We start from the raw sequence: 18,830 nt of genomic DNA, 5'->3' as shown, positions 1-18,830 counted from the left end.
TCCAATGGCGGACAGACCTCGCATCATCGGGATTGATCTAGGAACGACCAACACACTGGTCGCGTCCGTGAAGAACCGCATCCCGAAGATCGTCCCCACAGATCGCGGAAACCTGATCCTGCCCTCGGTCGTGGCGCTCTCCGGTAAGGGGGAGTTGCTGGTGGGTGGTGTGGCCAAGGATCAGATGGTCACCAACCCGAAGAACACGCTCTACGGGACCAAGCGCCTCATCGGCCGCAAGTACCAGTCCAAGGTCGTCGACGACCTGAAGGGCTACTTCAAGTACGACATCGTCGAGGCCCCGGACGGGGAGGCAGCGGTGACGCTGGGCGGGCGCATCTACACGCTGCCCGAGGTGTCCAGCTTCATCCTCAAGCAGCTCAAGACGATCGCCGAGCAGTTCCTGGGCGGCCCTATCGACGAGGCCGTCATCTCCGTGCCGGCGTACTACACGGACAGCCAGCGCCAGGCGGTGAAGGAGGCGGGGAAGCTCGCGGGCTTCAACGTCAAGCGCATCGTCAACGAGCCCACCGCGGCGGCGCTCGCCTACGGCTTCAACCGCGGGTTGGATCAGAAGATCCTCGTGTACGACCTGGGCGGTGGCACCTTCGACGTCTCGGTGCTGCACCTGACGGGCAACGTCTTCGAGGTGCTGGCCACCGGTGGCGACACCTTCCTGGGCGGCGTCGACTTCGACACCCGGGTGATGGACTACGTGCTCGAGAAGTTCTGGGAGGAGACCAAGGTCGATCTCTCGCAGAGCCCCATCGCCATGCAGCGGATCAAGAACGCGGCCGAGGGGGCGAAGATCGATCTGACGCTCATCCCCAACGTGGTCATCGATCTGCCCTACATCGAGGAGCGCAAGGGCAAGCCGTTGGATCTGCGGATTCCCCTGACGCGCGAGAACCTCAACGCGCTCACCATGGACCTGGTGGATCGCACGTTCGAGATCTGCGACCGGGTGCTGGCGGAGAAGGGCATCAACCGCTCGGAGATCGACGAGATCATCCTGGTGGGCGGGCAGAGCCGCATGCCGCTGGTGCAGCAGCGCATCCAGGAGCACTTCGGCAAGCCGCCGCGCAAGGGCGTGCATCCGGACGAGTGCGTGGCCCTGGGCGCGGCCCTGCTGGCGGACTCGCTGGGCAGCATCGACTCGGTGACGCTGCTGGACGCGGTGTCCATGCCCATTGGCTACGCGCTGCCCAACGGCCGCGTGCGCCGCGTCATCGAGAAGAACTCCATCATCCCGCTGGTGAAGAGCTTCCGGTTGCCTCCTCCGAAGGACCCGGGCGCGCCCTTCATCGAGATGGACATCTTCCAGGGCGACAGCGACCTGATGGTGGACAACGAGTACCTGGGCACGTTGCGAGTGCCGGCCGAGTCGGCGGGGCGGAAGATCGACTTCCGGCTCAACGAGGAGTGCCTGCTGCAGGTGATCGTCGAGGAGCCGGGTGGCCCTCGGCGGATTGAGTTGGCCACGCGGGACACGCCCGAGCTGCTCAAGAAGGAGCTGGCGCGGGTGGCCGAGGAGCGGGCCCAGAAGGCCGAGCAGGCAGCGTCCACTCCGTCCTCCCACCAGGAGGGCAGCGGGCTGTTCTCCAGCATCAAGAGCATCTTCCGTAGGGGGTAGTCGGCGGCATGGCCAGGTTCCCGTCGAAGGAGTGGTGTGAGGAGGCGGTACGGCTGGTGAACGCGGACCCGGAGAGCTCGCTCGCCGCCCAGGGGTGGCAGGGAGAGATCGGGGTCATCGTCGACGCGGAGCCGGGCAAGTTGGCGCGTGCCTTCGTGGTGCACGTGGTGCCGCGCGGTGGCCGCATCGAGAAGCTGCGGGTGCTGGACGAGCCGGACGATCTGGATGAGCTCGATCCGGCCTACCTGGCGCGGGCGCCCTACACGGTGTGGAAGCAGCTGTTGCAGGGGAGCCTGGATCCCGTGGAGGCGGTGCTGCGGCGGCGCATCGCGGTGAAGGGAGACCTGCAGCAGCTCATCGAGCGCTTGAGGTTCAAGGGCATCGCAGATCGCGTCTTTGGCGCGCTGAAGACGGAGTACGTGGACGGGTAGTCAATGCCAGCGGGGGGCAGGCAGCCATGAGCATTCGTCAGAATCTGAAGAAGCAGGCGCTGGGCGTGTCGCAGAAGGCGATGGAGAAGCTGCTGGCCGACGAGAAGCGGGCCATGGCGTTCGCCCAGGCGCTCGGCTCGGTGCAGCGGGGCAAGCAGGCGCTGGACCGGGGCCAGGAGGAGCTGATGCGGGCGCTGAGCTTCGCGACCCGGAGCGACTTCAAGACGGTGGGTAAGAAGCTCTCTGGACTCAAGCGCCGGCTGCGCGAGCTGGACGAGCGGTTGGAAGAAATCGCGAGAGAATAGCCGTTGACAGGGAACACGGCGGGTGGCATCTACCCACCCGTCGCTTCGTCGGGGGCGCATAGCTCAGCGGTAGAGCACTGCCTTCACACGGCAGGGGTCCCAGGTTCGAATCCTGGTGCGCCCACTCCGACGAACTCCCGATGACCGCAATCGGGCGCATAGCTCAGCGGTAGAGCACTGCCTTCACACGGCAGGGGTCCCAGGTTCGAATCCTGGTGCGCCCACACGATAGAGGCCGTGAGTCCCTAGGGGCTCACGGCCTCTTCGCTTTTGGGGCCTCAGAAGAGCTTCGTGCCCGAATCCCAGTGAGGACTGAAGGCGCAATGACAACTGATGCTGGCAGTGGGACAGCCAGGGAGCGCCTGCTCCGGTACTTTCAAAAGAAAGAGCTGGAGCAGATCCTGAAGCGGCTCGAAGGGGTGACGGTGGGTGGTGTCATCCCAAGGGAGAGCCTGCCGGATGTGACGCAGGCGCTGTCCCTGCTCTTCCGGGTGGATGCGGTTCCCTTCTCGACGATTCACGGCGAGGCGTCAGGCTCCGAGAAGGCGGAGTGGTTGCGCCAGGTGATTCTCGAGTTCCTCGCGGGTGAGTCCGAGCTGTACGTGGTGTTCTCAGGTCTGGGCGCCGCTGGCTGGGTTCGCCTGATCGTCGACGGAGAGGGCCGCTGGGTTCGGAGCCTCTGGGAGGTCATGCCGGACAGAGAGGTCTTCTTCGCGTCCGCTGACCGGCGGCGGGTGCTGGCGATCACAGAAGAAGAGATGTTTCACGGCGCGTACCTCGGACATGTTGGCGCCTGAAGAGTTCCTGAAGCTCGTAGGTGACCTGTCTCAGTATGGGGATTGAGCGACGCCGGGGACCCAAAGGCCGCCCGGCGCCGTCTCCGCTGCATTCAGGCCGTGCCAGTTGGCTCTATTCCGCCGGGGCCGGCCGCGTATCTGGAACCACGGCCTTCTCTGCCTCGGCCCGCTCCTGCGCCCGCGCCTTCAGCAGCGAGGCCACGACGGAGCCACCCAGCAGCAGCGCGATGACACCCAGCGAGACCGCGGGTGGCACCTTCACCACGTCCACCAGCGCCATCTTCGCGCCCACGAACACCAGCACCGCCGACAGGCCTACCTTCAGGTAGGAGAACTTCTCCACCGCCCCTGCCAGCACGAAGAACAGCGAGCGCAGGCCCAGGATGGCGAAGATGTTCGACGTGAAGACGAGGAAGGGATCCGTCGTCACCGCGAAGATGGCCGGGATGGAGTCGAGCGCGAAGAGCACGTCCGTCAGCTCCACCAGCACCAGCGCCATGAACAGCGGCGTGGCCAGCTTCCGGCCATTCTCCAGCGTGAAGAAGTGATCCTTGTCAAAGCGGGGCGTGGAGGGGATGACCCGCCGGGCCAGCTTCATGACCGCGCCGTCCTCCGGGTGATCCTCCTTGTTGCGCTGCAAGAAGAGCTTCACACCCGTGAGGATGAGGAACGCTCCGAAGACGTAGATGAGCCAGTGGAAGCGCTGCAGCATCGCCACTCCGGCGAAGATCATCGCCGCGCGCAGCACCAGCGCGCTCAGGATGCCCCAGAAGAGCACCCGGTGCTGGTAGAGCGCCGGAATCTTCAGCGCCGAGAAGATGACGACGAAGACAAAGATGTTGTCGATCGAGAGCGACTTCTCGATCAGATAGCCGGTGAGGAACTGCACTGCGGGCGTGGTTCCGAACTTCCACCAGATGCCCAGGTTGAACACCAACGCGAGCGAGATCCACACGCCGCTCCACGCCAGTGCTTCCTTGAACTTCACCTCGTGCGTCTTGCGGTGGAACACTCCCAGGTCCAGCGCCAGCATCAACAACACGAAGACGATAAACCCCACCCATAGGGCGGGGCTGCCTATGCTTTCCATCTCCATAGCTCTGGGTCTTCCTCTCTAAAGCGTGTGAAAGGCTGTCAGCGGGCGAAGGGGAGGGCGTCACCACTCCAGCCCCGGGTGGTGGGCATCCGCATGGCCTGCTCGTGCAGCCTGCGCACGCGCTCCTCTGTCCTCGGGTGCGTCGAGAAGAGCGACAGGATGCTCTGCATCCCCGCGAAGGGGCTCACGATGAACAGGCTCGCCGTGGCCGGACGCCCCTCCACCGGCAATGCCATGGCCCCGGCCTCCAGCTTCCGCAGCGCGCTCGCCAGCGCCTCGGGGTCACCGGAGATCTCCCCGCCCGTCTGGTCCGCCAGATACTCGCGCGAGCGCGAAATCCCCATCTGGATGAGTGTGGCCGCGATGGGCGCCACCAGCGCCAGCGCCAGCGTCTGCAGCGGCGACAGGCCCTCACCCTCGTCCTCGTCACGGCCCAGGAACATCGAGCCGAACAGGCCCACCGCGTGGGCCAGGTATGTCACCGCCGAGGCCACCGCCGCGGCGATGGTGGACACCAGGATGTCCCGGTTCTTGATGTGCGCCAGCTCGTGCGCCAGCACCCCGCGCAGCTCCCGCTCGTCGAGCACCTCCAGGATGCCCGCCGTCACCGCCACCACGCCGTGCTCCGGGTTGCGGCCTGTCGCGAAGGCGTTGGGCTGGGCCTCGTTCATCAGGAAGACGCGCGGCTTGGGAATGCCCGCCCGCTGCGACAGCTCCTCCACCATCCGGTGCAGGCGCGGCGCTTGCTGGGGGCTCACCTCCTGCGCCCCGTGCATGCTCAGCACCAGCTTGTCCGAGTAGAAATAGGCTCCCAGGTTCATCGCCAGCGACAGCACCAGCGCGCCAATGAAGAATCCCTTACCCAGCGCGGCGCCGATGCCGATGAGAAACACCGACAGCACGCCGAGAAGCAGGATGGTTTTGATCTGGTTCTTCATGCCATTTGAATTAAAGGCCTCGCAATCATTCGGCAAATAGGTAATCAGGGCGCATTCCTTCGAAAAAACCGAAGAGATGCAGGCCCTCGTCTTCTCGCCACCAGGACAAACAGGCGAGCGTGGAGACGACACTCGGGACGGGATGATGAGCCGTCGCTTTGTGTTCAGTGGCGCAAAGCCGGCAGGACCTGAATGTCCACCGGGCTCGTGAGCACCTGGCCGGTCGCGAAGGTGGTGAGCGGGCGTGGAGTCATCCGCGCTGCCCTGCCTCTGCACTCGGGTCCGCTCGACGGGAGGCTGTGCGCCCTCTGTCGTGCTTCCCCGCCTCACGGCCCCCTCGCATGGAGATTCCTTCGTTGATCCGCTACCGACTTCTCTCTGCCCTCTGCGCGTCCATCCTCCTGGCTTCGGCCGCGGGTTGTGGTTCGGCCGATCAGGGTGCGGACTCGCAGACGCCCCCCAGCCTGAATGGCGATGACTTTGGCGGAGGCCTGCCGGACGACCCGCAGCTTGAAACGCCTGCTCCCACTCCGACCCCTGCTCCTTCTACGCCTACGCCCGAGCCGACTCCTACGCCCGAGCCTACGCCCGAGCCGACTCCTGCGCCGGAGCCGACGCCGGCTCCCGCGCCCGCGTCGGACAAGGATGTCTTCGGCGTCACCATGCTCTACCCGACGAAGGCGGGGGGCGAGACGTGGTTCCTCAAGGACGAGGCGCTGAAGGACTCGCGCTTCGATCCGCAGGACACCATCACCCGCAACTCGGACGGCTCCTGGAAGATGAAGAGCAGCCAGGTGCGCATGCACGCGCTCACCTCCACCGGCTACGACTCGAAGAAGATCCCCACGTATGACCGGGACGTTCTGGCGGACCGCGGCTACATGCAGGCCGCCAACGACTGGAAGAATGTGGAGATGACGGGCTTCATCAAGGTGAACGCCGCCAGCGATATGAGCGACAACTTTGCCTGGTACGCGCGCGGTGGCCGCCACAATGATGACCTGGCCTGCGAGGGCTCCTCGTACAAGGGCAGCCTGCACTACGACGGCCGCGTGCGCTGGCAGAAGGAGTCCTGGCACGTGAGCTACGACCAGACCGCCTACAAGCCGGGCACCAGCTCGCTCAAGGGCCGTTGGGTGGGCTTCAAGTCCATCATGAAGAACACCACCGTCAACGGGAAGCCCGCGGTGAAGCTGGAGCTGTGGCTCAACGAGAACACGGACAAGGTGACGTGGAAGAAGGTCTATGACATCACGGACTCCGGCCAGATTGGCGGCGATGCCACCAACTGCGGCGGCTCCGTGGATGCCATGCCCATCACCTGGGGCGGTCCCCTGGCCACCTTCCGCTGGGACAGCGCCTCGGACGTGGACTTCAAGTGGCTGAGCGTGCGCGAAATCACCGAGTAGGTTGGGTGGGCAGACCCCACCTCGGATGATGGGGAAGGCGCGGGGATTTCCATCGTCCCCGCGCCTTTTTCATGCACGTTGCGAGACTTCTGCTCTGCGTTGGACCAAGGCCTCGTACTTGGGGGCCATGGCCGCATCCGCACCCCCACCCCAGCCTTCCGGCGCCACCGGCCTTGTCACCGGACGTTCGGTGGCATCACGCCGGGCCTCAATTGGTGAGGCCCGGACCTCGCGGGGGATCCTTCCATGCAGATCACGTTCCTCGGGCATGCTGGCTTTCTGGTCGAAACCCAACACGCCCTGGTGGTCGCCGACCCGTGGTTGTCCCCTTATGGCGCGTTCGACTCGGCATGGATGCAATTCCCGCGCAACCATGACCTCGCGCCCATGGTGCGCGAGAAGCTCGAGCACTCGCCCAAGGAGCGCTTCCTCTACATCAGCCACGAGCACAAGGATCACTACGATCCCGAGTTCCTGCGCACCCTGACGAAGCGTGACTTCACTGTCGTCATCGGACGCTTCCGTCGCACCGCGCTCCGGGATGACTTCGTGGCCTATGGCGCCAAGCGCATCGTCACCTGTGAGGACTCGCAAGAGGTGCCCTTCAAGGGCGGCTATCTGAAGCTCTTCCTGACCGACTCGGGGACCAACCGGGACTCGGCGCTGCTGGTCCAGGCCGATGGGCAGTGCTTCCTCAACCTCAACGACTGCAAGATCCATGATCGGCTGCCAGCCATCGTCGCGGAGGAGGGGCCCATCGACGTCTTCACGGCCCAGTTCTCGGGCGCCATCTGGCACCCCACCTGCTACGACTACTCGCGCGAGGAGTACGCGGAGCACTCGCGTCAGAAGCGGGGCAGCAAGTTCGAGGCGGTGGCACGCGCCATGGAGACGGTCCAGCCCCGTGTCTACCTGGCCTCGGCGGGCCCTGCCTGTTTCCTGGATCCGTCGCTCTTCCACATCAATCTGGAGCCAGTGAACATCTTCCCCCGCGCTTCGGAGCTCTTCACCTTCCTCCAGCAGCGGCTGGCGGGGAAGACGCCGCGTCTCCTCGAGCCCATGCCCGGGGATGTGCTCGACGCGGGCATCGGGGACATGGTGTCGCTGGCGCCCGAGCGCGTCACGGATGAGAACGTCTCGCAGTACCTGCGCAACTACGCCGCGCTGACGACGCGCGTCTTCCGTGAGCGGCGGCGCAACCTGATGCTGGAAGAGGTGGATCTCATCCACCAGCGGCTGCGCGAGGAGATGCAGCAAAAGCTGGACGCCTTCTCACTGGCGGACCGTGTGATGACGCCCCTGTACCTGGGCCTCCTCGAGCTGCCCGGGCAGCTCATCCGCGTGGACTTCCGCTCGCGCAGGGTGGAGGTTGTCAGAGAGGTGCGGGACCTGAGCCGCTACACGCTCATCTCGAGTGCGCCGGATATCGTGCGCGTGCTGGATCGCAAGCTGAACTGGGAGGACTTCCTGCTGTCGTTCCGCTTCCGGGCCTCGCGCGCTCCCGATGTCTACGATGCCAGCCTGCACAACTTCCTCGCCGCCGAGATCGAGGATCTGCGCGCCATGTGCGACACCACGCTGGCCACCGAGTCGCGCAAGGAGCGCACCGTGGTCACCGCCAGCGGGCAGCGCTACGCCGTCAACCGTTATTGCCCCCACCAGGGCGCCGATCTGCGCGAGGGGTGGATCGAAGAGGGGCGCTACCTCGTCTGCCCCCGCCACCGCTGGCGCTTCGATCTACAGGACGGCGGTAGCTGCGGGACCAACGGGTGCTCCGTCAAGGCTGAGTGCCTCGGGAAGGAGAAGGACGAGGACAAGCACGAGGAGCACCGGCCCACGCTGTGAGCCCTGTGTAGATCCCCTCTCCCTCTGGGAGAGGGTGAGGGTGAGGGTGTTCCCGGAGCGTGTTTCAATGTGACATGGAGCCGGGCTGTATACCCTCACCCCGACCCTCTCCCAGAGGGAGAGGGAGGAGGGTTACGGCGTAGAGAGCAGCTCCACGTCGAACCGACCGTTGTCCGTGCGCAAGCCCACTGGTCCGTCGAAGCTGAGCGCCTCGGCCGGCAACTCCCCCTCCCAGACGGACCTGCCATCCACCTGCACCTTCAACTCCGCGCCCTGGAACTCCGCCCGCAGCGTGTGACTGCCACCCGGTTCGAGCTTGGGCACCACTCCCTTGCTCCTCGGCTTCACCGTCCGGTAGCCGCCGTTGCCGCAGTCGTCCGAGCGGGACATCCCCGGGTTGTATTTCATCGACACCACCAGGCCCGCTTTCGGCTCCAGGCGCCACATCACGTAGACGACGTTGCAGCCGTCCTTTGCCCGCAGCTTCAGCCCGACCTGTCGTCGCAGCTCCCCGGACTGCAGCGGCTTCTGCTCGCGCGTGGCCCCTAGATAAGTGAAGCGCAGCTCCGCTACCCGTGTCTTCTCCTGCACCGGTGACACCAGCGCCCGCGTCTTTGCTCCCTCGCTCGAGGACACGACCGCCCGCACTTTCGGCTCCTCAATGCGCAGGCGTCCGCCGGCGACAGGCTCCAGTTTCCCCTGGGTCGCCTTCATCCGCTTCGCGGTGAGCGAGCCGTTCTCGGTCTTCTTCATGGACTTCTCGGGAGAGGCCGGTGGTGCGAGCAACCCCAGCAGCGAGGCCAGCAGGATCGGCCGGCCAATCATGGCCGCTCCTCTCCCAGGAACCGGCTCAGCTCCGCCACGTGGGTCTTCAGCCAGGCCTGCTCGGCCCGCAGCCGTGCCAGCTCCAGCATCAGGTAGTCCCGGTAGCGGCGCACCTTCGCCGTCTCCATCGCCTGGAACTCTCGAAGCTGACCCTCCAGGTCCGAGACCAGCACCGACACCTCGCGCAGGCGCGCCTCCTCCGCCAGGTGCCCCGATCGCAGCTCACGCAGCAGCCGCGCCACGTCCTGGCTCACGCCCTCCACATCCTCCTCGAGCGCACGCCGGCGTCCCTCTCTCGCCCGCGCGTTCGCCGACGGCTGCCACAGGCTCCCCAGGTTGTACGAGACCGTCAGCGCTCCGAAGAGCGGCACGTCCTGCTGCACGTTGATCAGCTCGTCGTACCCGCCCCTCACCTGCACCTTCCACGCCGACGCGCTGCGCAGGCTCGCGGCCTCCGCTTCCACCCGATCATCCGCCGCGCGGAAGTCCTTCAGCCAGCTGGAGAGTGGGCGCTCGGCGGGGCGGGGCAGGGCGGCGAGCCGCTCGCGCTCCTTTGCCGTCTCGTACGCCAGCGAGCGCAGGCCATCCAGCCGCAACTGCAGGGCGTTGAGCTCCTCGACGGTGGCCCGGCCTTCCTTCACGTCCTCGCGCAGCGAGGCCAGCAGTTGCTCGGACTCGGGCAGGGCAGCTTCCAGCACCTGGGCCCGAGCGGCCAGTGCGGCCTCGGCTCCCACGTCCGCGCCCCGCTTCGCTGCCGCCTGCAGTGCCGAGAGCGCCCGGTAGCGCTCGCACTCCGCCTCTGCCCGGCGGCGGATGGACAGCCCCCGGTACAGCCCTACGAAGTCATAGTTCACGCCCGCGGTGATCCGCGGCGTCGGGCTTCCCAGGGGCACGCCTCCGACCCCTCCGGCCTCGCCCGCGTTCACCAGTCCCACGCTCGCGAACACGTCCGGTGCGAGCAGCATCGTGGACTCGGCCTCGCCCACCCCGCGCACGAAGGCGCAGTAGCCCGGGTCGCGCGCCTCACCCTCCGGCTCCTCGGCCCCCGCCACTCCCGCGCCGAGGCCGGCCAGCACGATCCATGCAACTGCCCACCGCATCCTCGCCTCCTGTCTCGCTCCGGCCCTACAGCAGCAGCGGCGGCCGTCCCAGCAGCAGCAGCTCGTCCCGTGCCCAGCGCTCGTCCCGTAGCTTCAGCTCCACCATCACCCCGCGCAGCAGCGTCTGGCGCACCGGGTGCTTCACCGTCACCTCGCCCTGCAGTGCCTGGCCCACCATCCCTGCCTCTTGGCACCACACCAGCTTCAGCGCGCACCGGTAGAGCGGAGTGCCCGGCCCCGCGTTCTCCAGGTTCTCGTACGGCACGAAGCCCACCGTTAGCCCCTGCTCGATGGCCTCCAGCCACGGCGAGCTCCGGATGGACGCGAGCAGCGCGTCGTAGCGCGCCACCGCCTCGTCCAGCGACTTCAGGCTCTCCGTCAGGTGCTGGCGCTCGCTCTCCGCCCGCGCCACCTCCAGCGCCGAGCGCGTGTACTCCCGCTCCAGTAACAGCACCTCGGTGGTGAGTCCTGAGCTCCGGCCTCCCAGCGAGGCATCGAAGCCGCCCAGCTCGCGCCTCACCGCCTCCAGCTTCGTCTGCAGCTCCGCCGAGCCCTCCGCCAGCGACAGGTTGCTCTGCGCCATCTGCGCCAGCTGGTGGTTGGCCGTGAGCCGCTCCTCGCGCTCCAGCATTCGTGCGTTGTACAGCGCCTCCGTGCGCGTGCGCGCCATGCCCGCGTAGGCCCGGTTCGACTCGGCGATCTCCCGCGCCGCCTCCTGGTACTCCCGGCGCAGCATGGCCAGCCGGCGCAGGGCCTTCGCTCGGGCCGTGCGCTCGCTTCCCAGCGCCACGCGGAAGCGCTCCTGAAAGTCCGTCTCCGAGTCCACCAGCCGCTCGGCCTGCTCCAACCGGGCCTCCAGGTCTCTCCTGTCCGCCAGCAGCTTGTCCCGTGACGCCGCTTGCTGCGCCAGTTGGGCGTTGAGCTGGAGGATCTCCGGATCCGTCGGCGTCACCACCGTGGGCGTCAGCCACGAGTGGTTCACGAAGAAGAAGACCTGCACGCCCAAGTACGAGACGAGCCCCGCGAGGATGATCGCCAGCAGCACCGAGCCCAGGGCCTTGTAGGCGTTGACCGCGACGGTATTGAGCCTGTTGACGATGCGCTGATTCATGGTGTCGAACCCCCTCCAGCCGTCTGGGTGGGAGCAACGGTCTCGGGAGGCCTGTCCGGAGGTGGTGCGCTCGCGGGTGGTACTCCGGGCGCGGCGCTCGGCTTGCCCCGGGTCTCCCAGCTACCCGAGTCCAGTGTGAAGAGGGCCAGTGGCGTGAAGAGCGCGTAGGTGACGGGCATCAGCAGGCCCATGGGCAGAAAGGAGAGCGCCGACACACGCATGTCCGGCGGCAGATCCCTCTTGTCGATGCGGTAGATGACCCCCATGGCTCCCATGACGAGCATGTGCAGCAGCAGCACGCCCCAGAACTGCCCGTTCAGGACGTTGTGGATGATGATGACCGGATAGGAGAGCAGCAGCGCCAGCTGTGACACGTAGTGGACACCCACCACCGGGTGCAGCCTCCAGGCGTGGCTCAGCCCACAAATCATGTCCACGAGGTTGGAGCGGCGCCACCTCAGCTGTTGCGAGAAGTAGCCCGCGAGCGTGGCCGGCGCTGCCGTCTGGCACCAGGCCTCCGTGGTGTAGACCGTCTCGTAGCCCGCCTTGACGATCTGCCGCGTGAGGAACCGATCCTCCCCGTACTTGATGGGAACCCCGGCGATGTTGCGCGCCTCGAGGATGGGATCCAGCTCCAGCAGCACGTGGCGCCGGTACGCGGTGAGGCACCCGGACAGGCACAGCACCGAGCGGAAGCTCCGCTCAAGATCCTTGAGCCACTCCTGGGCGAAGTAGAACTTGATCTCGATCATCCGCGTCATCCAGTTCTGATGACGGTTGGACACATAGGTGCGGCCGCCCACCGCCGCGATGCGCGGGCTGACGAAGCGCCGCACCAGCTCGCGCACGGCGCTCGGGTGCACCACCACGTCCGAGTCCACCGAGACGATGATGTCCGCGGTGGCCTCGCGCACCGCCCGGGCAATGCCCTTGCGCTTGCCCATGTTGTGCGGGTTGCGCATCACCTTCACGTTCGGATGGCCCTCGGCCGCGCGCAGCGCCCAGGCATGGCTGTCGTCGGTGGAGCAATCGTCCACCACGCAGATGCTCAGCTTGTCCCGCGGGTAGTCCTGCGCCAGCAGGCTGCGCACGGCGTGGTAGATGCCCTCGTCCTCGTTGAAGAGAGGGATGACCACGGTGACGGTCGGCTGATAGCTGTCGTCCGTCGCCTCGACCCAGCGGCCGCGCATCCGCCGCAGCAGCGGGCCGAGCACGTACCGGTTCATCATCACCACCAGTACCAACAGGTGAACGGGGAACAGTTCCATATGCCACCCAGCGCCGCGAACTGAGCCCGGCGCGCCCCAACACACACACCCCTGACGCTCGCCCCTGGCCTCGTCCTGCTCGCTCATTCCCCCCTTGTCCCCGGCTCTCGTGCCTTCCAGCGCGGTGCTTCGAGGCGGCCTGAAACTCGACCCGTGCCAGAGCACTCACAACTGCCCCGCAGGGCAGTAGGAGTGTCCTTTACCCCCGGATTTCCGTCCTACTGTGTCGGATGCCGGGACACATCAACACCCCGGAATGTCCTTCGCTTGCCGCCAGGGCTGGACTGAGGCGCCACTTGGCAACATCCGCGCGGGTCCTACGTTGACTGGCCAAATCGATGGGGTGGTGGAGGAGGGGGACGGATGAGGCGATCAGCCTTGGGAGTATTGGCTTTGCTCGCGGCGGTGCCGCTGGCGGCGGGGGCAGCGGATCCGAAGATCGCGGGCGAGTGGTCGCCCATGATGAACTTCCCGGTGTCGCTGACTCACGCGCACCTGTTGCCCACCGGCAAGGTGATGTTCTTCGGCGAGTTCGAGGAGGGCTTGGAGCCGCCGCGCTTGTGGGATCCCGCCTCCGGCGCGCTCTCGAACCTCCCGCTGCCCGACTACAACATCTTCTGCGCGGGCCACTCCTATCTGGCGGATGGGCGCCTGCTTCTGACGGGCGGTCACGAAGATTCCCACGTGGGCTACCCCTACGTGACCATCTTCAATCCCTTCACGCTCACGTGGAGCCGCACCGAGAGCATGAATGACAACCGGTGGTATCCCACCAACACCACGCTGCAGAACGGTGACGTGGTGGTGCTCTCGGGCGAGACCCACGCGGCGGGCTCCAACAACCCGCTGCCGCAGGTGTGGGAGGCAAAGACGGGCAAGTGGCGCAACCTCAATACCGCCATCCAGGATCTGCCCTATTACCCACGCATGTTCCTGGCGCCCAACGGCAAGCTGTTCTTCGCGGGTCCCTGGCGTCGCTCGCGCTGGTTGGATCCCGAGGGCACCGGCACCTGGTTCGACGGTCCGAACAGCGTGTACAACGGCCGGGCCTACGGCGCGGCGGTGATGATCGGCTCCAAGGTGCTCATCATCGGAGGCGGCTCGCCAGCGACAGCCACCGTGGAGGAGATCGATCTCTCGCAGCCTTCACCCACCTGGGTGACGCGCGCCCCGATGGCCTGGCCCCGGCGCCAGCTCAACGCCACCTTGATGCCCGACGGCAAGGTGCTGGTGACGGGCGGCAGCAGCGGCGAGGACTTCGATGACGATGACCTGCCCGTCAAGGTGCCCGAGCTCTACGATCCCGACACCAACACCTGGACGAAGCTCGCCCCCGCAGTGGACTACCGGGGCTATCACTCGACGGCGCTCCTGCTGCCGGACGGGCGCGTGCTGACGGGCGGCGGCCGCAACCGGCGTACGGCGGAGATCTTCACGCCCCCCTACCTCAAGCAGGACGGCGGGCGTCCCACCATCCAGGAGACGCCGGCCGCCATCAATCCTGGGTCGAACTTCCTCGTCCAGACCGCGAATGCGGCTCAGGTGGCCAAGGTGACGTTGCTGGCGCTCGGCTCGGTGACGCACGCCTTCGATCAGCACCAGCGCTTCCTCAAGCTGCCCTTCACCGTGACGAGCGGGGGGCTGCAGGTGACTGCACCTCTGAACAACCTCGCCGCGCCTCCGGGCTACTACATGCTCTTCCTCGTGGACGGGCGCGGGGTGCCCTCGGTGGGGCGCATCGTGAAGGTGAACCTCGTGGTGCCGGCCGCCCAGAAGAAGATCGTCTTCAGCGACACGTGGAAGTATGACGATCGGGGCGTTGATCAGGGCACCGCCTGGCTCGCCCGGGAGTTCGACGACTCGGCCTGGAAGTCAGGCCCAGGCCAGCTCGGCTACGGCGACGAGGACGAGGGCACCGTGCTCACCCCGGGCTCTCCCACGGTGTACTTCCGCAAGAAGATCAACCTGGAGAACCTCGTCACCGCGGCCGACCTCGAGGTGCTGTACGACGACGGCATCGCCGTGTGGATCAACGGGGTGCCCGTCTTCTCCCGCAACATGGGCAACGGGACGGGTTTTGGCGCCACCGCCACTGGCTCGACGACCAATGCGTACGAGCGCGCCACCATCCCGCTGGCGTCCAGCCCGTTCCGCGTGGGGGAGAACGTGGTGACGGCGATGGTGAAGCAGGTGTCCCTCGGCTCGGATGATCTCACCTTCGCGCTCTCGCTGGAGGTGACGCAGCTCGCTGGCCCGGTGCCTGACACGCTGGTCGTCACCGCGCCCAACGGCGGCGAGGTGCTCCAGCCTGGCATCTCCATGCCCATCACCTGGTCCAGCACCGGCAACGTGCCGAGCGTGGACCTCGCGCTCTCCGCGGATGGTGCCGCGAGCTGGACGCCCATCGCCTTCGGTGTGGCCAACACGGGCGTGTATTCCTGGACGGTGCCGTCGATGAGCACCCGCCAGGCCCTGGTGCGCGTGTCCCGTGTCGGCGGCACCACGCCCCTGTCGGATGTGAGCAACGCGCCCTTCACCATCAGCCCGCAGGTGAGCGTCATGGCCATCCCGTTCCGGTCCACGTGGAAGTACTCGGACACCGGGGTGGACCCTGGCGCGAGCTGGAACACGGCGGGCTTCAATGACGCGGCGTGGCCCTCGGGGGCGGCTCAGCTCGGCTACGGCGATGGTGACGAGGTCACGGTGCTCAATCGCACCACGCCCTCCCAGTCCAGCGTCTACTTCCGCAAGAAGATCACCGTGAATGGGGCCGTCACCCAGGCCAACCTGCGCGTCCTCTTCGACGATGGCTTCGCTGTGTTCGTGAACGGGACGCAGGTGTTCGCCCGGAACATGGACAAGGGCGTTGCTCACGAGAAGTACGCGAGCGCTGGAACGGAGAACGAGCTCGTCGCCGGCACCTTCCCCACGAGCGCGTTCGTTCAGGGGGAGAACACCATCGCGGTGGTGGTGAAGCAGACGGGTGGGACCTCGCCGGACCTGTCGTTCGACCTCGAGCTGCAGCTCGGGGTCGTCCCGAATCCGTGAGCTTGCGGGCGGCGCGCCTGCCGCCGGGCTGGCGCGTGCTCCCGTGACGCGATAGGGGTGGGGGCTGGACATCGCCCATGATGCCGAGCCCCCCTCCCGAGTCATCCTTGTCCCTGCGCCCCGATGAGGTCCACCTGTGGGTGGTGGAGCCGGAGCGTATCTCCGAGCCCCAGTTGCTCGCCGCCTACCACGCGATGCTCAGCGCGGAGGAGAGGGAGCGGCACTCGCGCTTCCGCTTCGACAAGCACAAGCTGCAGTTCCTCGTGTCGCATGCGCTGGTGCGCGTCACCTTGTCGCGCTACGCGCCGGTGCAGCCCCAGGCCTGGCGCTTCTCCGTCAACGCCTACGGGCGTCCCGAGATCTCCGGCGAAGGCCTGCCCCGGCTGCGCTTCAACCTCTCGCATACCGACGGCATGGCGGTGTGTGCGGTGGTGCTCGACACGGACGTGGGCGCGGACGTGGAGCACTCCGGGCGTCCGGGCCAGACGGTGGAGCTGGCGGATTCGTTCTTCTCTCGCTCGGAAGTGCAGGCCCTGCGCGCCCTGCCGGTGGAGCGCCAGCGCGAGCGCTTCTTCGACTATTGGACCCTCAAGGAGTCCTACATCAAGGCCCGGGGCGCGGGACTGAGCCTGCCGTTGGATCAGTTCGCGTTCCACCTGGAGCCAGGACAGCCGCCCCGCATCTCGTTCGATCCACGGTTGGTGGATGATCCCGAGACGTGGCAGTTCGTGCAGGTGCGGCTGTCGCCGGAGCACCCGGCGGCGGTGGCGGTGCGCCGGGCCCGTGGACTGCCGCTGACGGTGAGGTGCCAGCGGACCGTGCCGCTGGCGGGGGATGGGACACCCTGGTTCGTCCCGGGCAGCTAGGGGCCCACCTCGGGGCACCAGCGGACGATGTCCTCGCGCAGCGCCGCCAGCAACGGCTCACGGGCGGTGCGCAGGAAGAAGTGCTTGCCGGGGAAGTGGCGGGAGCGGAAGTCGCCCGTCGTCGTCAGCTCGCGCCAGTACTCGAGCTCCGCCAGGGAGACGTGGGGATCCTCGTGAGAGCCGAAGGCGGAGATCGGGCAGCGCACCGGCAGCGCGGGGAGCACGGCGTCGGCGATGGCGAAGTCGGCGCGCAGCACCGGCAGCACCATCTCCAGCAGCTCCTTGTGAGCGAAGACCTCGGCGGGCGTGCCCTCGTACTTGCGGAGCAGCTCGACGAAGGCCCCGTCATCGAGCTCGTCGCGCGAGTCCCGCTCGCGGTGGGGCGCGCCGGCGGCGGCCATCACCATCCCGAGGGGCAGGGGAGCGCCACGGGCCTGCCAGCGCTGGGCGAGCGCCAGGGCCACCCGCGTGCCCATGCTGTAGCCGAAGAAGATGAAGGGCTTGTCCAGCAGCGGGGCCAGCGCCGGCTCCAGCGCGTCCAGGAGCGCGGGGATCTTCCGGAAGGGCGGCTCCATGATGCGCCGCTCGCGGCCCGGGAACTGGACGGCGACGAGCTCGACACTCGCGGGGAGCGCCGCGCCCCAGCCGTTGTAGACGGAGGCGCCGCCCCCCGCGTACGGGAAGCAGAACACCCGCAGGCGTGCGTTGGGGTTGGCCTGACGGGTAGGGAACCAGGGATTCGTGGGGGGGGCCGCGGGACGCATGTGGCTGAGAGGCACTGTGTCGCTTCGATCACAGTGCGTCAAGCCTGCCCGGGAGTGCTTCGCGTCGTTCAGGGATGTCCGGTCAGGGCATCAACCCGCTTTGAGTGCTCGCGCGTGCTGCTGCTCCAGCTCCGACTTGATCAGCCTGGCCAGGCGAGACACGCCCTCTTCGATCTTCTCCGGCGTGAGATAGCTGCAGGAGAGTCTGAGCTCATATTCGCCACCGGTGCCGAGGTAGAAGTACCTCATCGGTGTCCAGATGACCTGGTAGTGCCGCGCGGACTGCTCGAGCAGGGCCTCATCTGCCTCGATTGGGAGCTTCACCACGAGAAAGAAGCCACCGTCCGGGACGTTCCATGTCACGCCGCGTGCCCAGGCCTCGCTTCTCGGGAAGTGGCGCTCCAGTGCCTGGAGGGTCGCATCCATGTTCTCTTTGTAGAAGCGGATGGGCTCGTGGTTCGCCTCGAGGAGACTGCAGTCGTTCATCACCAACATGCCGCCAATGATGGCCTGGCAGATGGACGACGTGTTCACGGACAGCATGCTCTTGATCTTCGAGAACTCCTCCGCCAGGAGGTGCTGGTCGCCCGCCGGACCGAGGACCCGCTGGTCCGCCACGGCGTAGCCCACGCGCAGGCCCGGGAAGGCGGATTTCGAGAACGAGCCCAGGTAGATGACCTGTTCCTTGTCATCCATCGACTTGAGGGTGGGTTTCCGGGGGCCCTCCCGGAAGAAGAAACCATACGGGTTGTCTTCGATGATGAGCATCTCGGCGCGCGCGGCAATCTCCAGCAGGCGCTTGCGCGCTGGCTCCGGGAGGCTCCGCCCGGACGGGTTGGCGAAGTCCGCGACGAGGTAGAGCGCCCGGGGCCGCTTTCCTTCTGCTCGGAGCGCTTCCAACGTCCGCTCGAGCTCCCCCAGGTCCAGACCATCCTCACGCTCGGCCACCGGAACGACTTCGATGTCCAGGAGCTTGGCCGCGCCGGTGATGCCGATGTAGCAAGGCATGCCCACCAGCAAGACATCGGTGGGCTTCGCGAACAGCGCGCGCAAGGTGATGAACATCCCCTCCTGGCAGCCCACCGTGACGACGATGGACTCGGGAACCGCCTTGATGCCCTCGTCCTTCTCCAGCATCCGCGAGATCAGGCCGTGGATGTTTCCGTTGGTCCGGCCGTATTGGAACAGCTGGGTCCTGATCTGCCCCTCGGAGAAACCCCGTTCCTGACTGAGATAACGGACGTACGCGTCGAGGTACGACGTGAGCTGCTGGGTGTCATAGAACTTCTCGTGCGGTCTACCGGGCGCGAACGAGATCGCATCCGGAAAGCGGTGCGCGACCTCATTCAAGAAGTTCATGACGTCCAGGGTTGGATCCGTCAGGGAAGAGTGCA

16 protein-coding genes and 2 tRNA genes are annotated in these 18,830 nt (G+C 66.7%); 10 read left to right on the top strand and 8 right to left on the bottom strand.

The features are described 5' to 3' along the window. Positions 1-4 precede the first annotated feature (4 nt). The 6 genes from OV287_RS30170 to OV287_RS30145 all read left to right on the top strand — a co-directional run bounded on the left by OV287_RS30170 (position 5) and on the right by OV287_RS30145 (position 3,166). Positions 5-1,633: an Hsp70 family protein gene (locus OV287_RS30170; protein WP_267537502.1), complete on the top strand. Its 1,629-nt coding sequence runs from the start codon at positions 5-7 to the stop codon at positions 1,631-1,633. Positions 1,634-1,641: 8 nt separating this feature from the next. Then, positions 1,642-2,064, top strand: a complete 423-nt coding sequence (locus OV287_RS30165) for an SCP2 sterol-binding domain-containing protein (protein ID WP_267537501.1) — start codon at positions 1,642-1,644, stop codon at positions 2,062-2,064. A 26-nt stretch (positions 2,065-2,090) separates the two neighbouring features. Then, a complete protein-coding gene (locus tag OV287_RS30160; protein ID WP_267537500.1) occupies positions 2,091-2,369 on the top strand; it encodes a hypothetical protein in 279 nt (92 codons plus the stop codon). Between the two features lie 52 nt (positions 2,370-2,421). Beyond that, positions 2,422-2,493 (top strand) — tRNA-Val (locus tag OV287_RS30155). A 28-nt stretch (positions 2,494-2,521) separates the two neighbouring features. Beyond that, a tRNA-Val gene (locus tag OV287_RS30150) sits at positions 2,522-2,593 on the top strand. 99 nt (positions 2,594-2,692) lie between these two features. Next, positions 2,693-3,166: a hypothetical protein gene (locus OV287_RS30145; RefSeq protein WP_267537499.1), complete on the top strand. Its 474-nt coding sequence runs from the start codon at positions 2,693-2,695 to the stop codon at positions 3,164-3,166. Positions 3,167-3,278: 112 nt separating this feature from the next. On the opposite strand, the gene OV287_RS30140 is transcribed toward OV287_RS30145, so the two are convergent. After that, complete coding sequence (locus tag OV287_RS30140) at positions 3,279-4,262, bottom strand: TerC family protein (protein WP_267537498.1); 984 nt, start codon at positions 4,260-4,262, stop codon at positions 3,279-3,281. Positions 4,263-4,300: 38 nt separating this feature from the next. Beyond that, positions 4,301-5,200 (bottom strand): zinc metalloprotease HtpX, encoded by a 900-nt coding sequence (locus OV287_RS30135; RefSeq protein WP_267537497.1) that lies wholly within the window; start codon positions 5,198-5,200, stop codon positions 4,301-4,303. Positions 5,201-5,556: 356 nt separating this feature from the next. Between OV287_RS30135 and OV287_RS30130 the strand changes: the two genes are divergently transcribed. After that, complete coding sequence (locus OV287_RS30130; RefSeq protein ID WP_267537496.1) at positions 5,557-6,609, top strand: carbohydrate-binding protein; 1,053 nt, start codon at positions 5,557-5,559, stop codon at positions 6,607-6,609. 246 nt (positions 6,610-6,855) lie between these two features. Beyond that, a complete protein-coding gene (locus OV287_RS30125; RefSeq protein ID WP_267537495.1) occupies positions 6,856-8,454 on the top strand; it encodes a Rieske 2Fe-2S domain-containing protein in 1,599 nt (532 codons plus the stop codon). 132 nt (positions 8,455-8,586) lie between these two features. On the opposite strand, the gene OV287_RS30120 is transcribed toward OV287_RS30125, so the two are convergent. Genes OV287_RS30120 through OV287_RS30105 form a run of 4 tightly spaced genes read right to left on the bottom strand, consistent with a single transcriptional unit; the run spans position 8,587 to position 12,758 of the window. Next, a complete protein-coding gene (locus OV287_RS30120) occupies positions 8,587-9,279 on the bottom strand; it encodes a hypothetical protein (protein ID WP_267537494.1) in 693 nt (230 codons plus the stop codon). After that, entirely contained in the window at positions 9,276-10,379 is a 1,104-nt protein-coding gene (locus tag OV287_RS30115; protein WP_267537493.1) for a hypothetical protein, read from the bottom strand. Before OV287_RS30115 ends, OV287_RS30120 begins: the two co-directional genes overlap by 4 nt. Positions 10,380-10,404: 25 nt before the next feature. Next, on the bottom strand, positions 10,405-11,490 hold the full coding sequence (locus tag OV287_RS30110) for a coiled-coil domain-containing protein (RefSeq protein WP_267537492.1): 1,086 nt from the start codon (positions 11,488-11,490) through the stop codon (positions 10,405-10,407). Next, positions 11,487-12,758 carry a glycosyltransferase family 2 protein gene (locus tag OV287_RS30105; protein ID WP_267537491.1) on the bottom strand — a complete coding sequence of 424 codons (1,272 nt, stop codon included), beginning with the start codon at positions 12,756-12,758 and terminating at the stop codon, positions 11,487-11,489. Before OV287_RS30105 ends, OV287_RS30110 begins: the two co-directional genes overlap by 4 nt. 363 nt (positions 12,759-13,121) lie before the next feature. On the opposite strand from OV287_RS30105, the gene OV287_RS30100 reads away from it, so the two are divergent. Both OV287_RS30100 and OV287_RS30095 read left to right on the top strand, forming a co-directional pair. Continuing rightward, positions 13,122-15,806: a galactose oxidase-like domain-containing protein gene (locus OV287_RS30100; RefSeq protein WP_267537490.1), complete on the top strand. Its 2,685-nt coding sequence runs from the start codon at positions 13,122-13,124 to the stop codon at positions 15,804-15,806. A gap of 77 nt (positions 15,807-15,883) precedes the next feature. Further along, positions 15,884-16,672, top strand: a complete 789-nt coding sequence (locus OV287_RS30095; RefSeq protein ID WP_267537489.1) for a 4'-phosphopantetheinyl transferase family protein — start codon at positions 15,884-15,886, stop codon at positions 16,670-16,672. Here the strand turns inward: OV287_RS30095 and OV287_RS30090 are convergent. Both OV287_RS30090 and OV287_RS30085 read right to left on the bottom strand, forming a co-directional pair. Then, positions 16,669-17,436 carry a thioesterase II family protein gene (locus OV287_RS30090; protein ID WP_267537488.1) on the bottom strand — a complete coding sequence of 256 codons (768 nt, stop codon included), beginning with the start codon at positions 17,434-17,436 and terminating at the stop codon, positions 16,669-16,671. The genes OV287_RS30095 and OV287_RS30090 overlap by 4 nt on opposite strands. A gap of 90 nt (positions 17,437-17,526) precedes the next feature. Next, positions 17,527-18,795: an aminotransferase-like domain-containing protein gene (locus OV287_RS30085; RefSeq protein ID WP_267537487.1), complete on the bottom strand. Its 1,269-nt coding sequence runs from the start codon at positions 18,793-18,795 to the stop codon at positions 17,527-17,529. Positions 18,796-18,830 lie beyond the last annotated feature (35 nt).

It is taken from the genome of Archangium lansingense, assembly GCF_026626635.1.
Taxonomy (GTDB): Bacteria; Myxococcota; Myxococcia; order Myxococcales; family Myxococcaceae; genus Archangium; species Archangium lansingense.
The sequence above is the reverse complement of the archived record's forward strand: the minus strand, read 5'-3'. Positions and strand labels throughout refer to the sequence as shown.

Bases quoted from the DNA above. Each gene is read 5' to 3' on its own strand.
- OV287_RS30100 (WP_267537490.1), top strand. From the start codon at position 13,122: ATGAGGCGATCAGCCTTGGGAGTATTGGCTTTGCTCGCGGCGGTGCCG.
- OV287_RS30160 (WP_267537500.1), top strand. From the start codon at position 2,091: ATGAGCATTCGTCAGAATCTGAAGAAGCAGGCGCTGGGCGTGTCGCAG.
- OV287_RS30165 (WP_267537501.1), top strand. From the start codon at position 1,642: ATGGCCAGGTTCCCGTCGAAGGAGTGGTGTGAGGAGGCGGTACGGCTG.
- OV287_RS30090 (WP_267537488.1), bottom strand. From the start codon at position 17,436: ATGCGTCCCGCGGCCCCCCCCACGAATCCCTGGTTCCCTACCCGTCAG.
- OV287_RS30125 (WP_267537495.1), top strand. From the start codon at position 6,856: ATGCAGATCACGTTCCTCGGGCATGCTGGCTTTCTGGTCGAAACCCAA.
- OV287_RS30095 (WP_267537489.1), top strand. From the start codon at position 15,884: ATGATGCCGAGCCCCCCTCCCGAGTCATCCTTGTCCCTGCGCCCCGAT.
- OV287_RS30105 (WP_267537491.1), bottom strand. From the start codon at position 12,758: ATGGAACTGTTCCCCGTTCACCTGTTGGTACTGGTGGTGATGATGAAC.
- OV287_RS30110 (WP_267537492.1), bottom strand. From the start codon at position 11,490: ATGAATCAGCGCATCGTCAACAGGCTCAATACCGTCGCGGTCAACGCC.
- OV287_RS30120 (WP_267537494.1), bottom strand. From the start codon at position 9,279: ATGATTGGCCGGCCGATCCTGCTGGCCTCGCTGCTGGGGTTGCTCGCA.
- OV287_RS30135 (WP_267537497.1), bottom strand. From the start codon at position 5,200: ATGAAGAACCAGATCAAAACCATCCTGCTTCTCGGCGTGCTGTCGGTG.
- OV287_RS30115 (WP_267537493.1), bottom strand. From the start codon at position 10,379: ATGCGGTGGGCAGTTGCATGGATCGTGCTGGCCGGCCTCGGCGCGGGA.
- OV287_RS30140 (WP_267537498.1), bottom strand. From the start codon at position 4,262: ATGGAGATGGAAAGCATAGGCAGCCCCGCCCTATGGGTGGGGTTTATC.
- OV287_RS30145 (WP_267537499.1), top strand. From the start codon at position 2,693: ATGACAACTGATGCTGGCAGTGGGACAGCCAGGGAGCGCCTGCTCCGG.
- OV287_RS30170 (WP_267537502.1), top strand. From the start codon at position 5: ATGGCGGACAGACCTCGCATCATCGGGATTGATCTAGGAACGACCAAC.
- OV287_RS30085 (WP_267537487.1), bottom strand. From the start codon at position 18,795: ATGAACTTCTTGAATGAGGTCGCGCACCGCTTTCCGGATGCGATCTCG.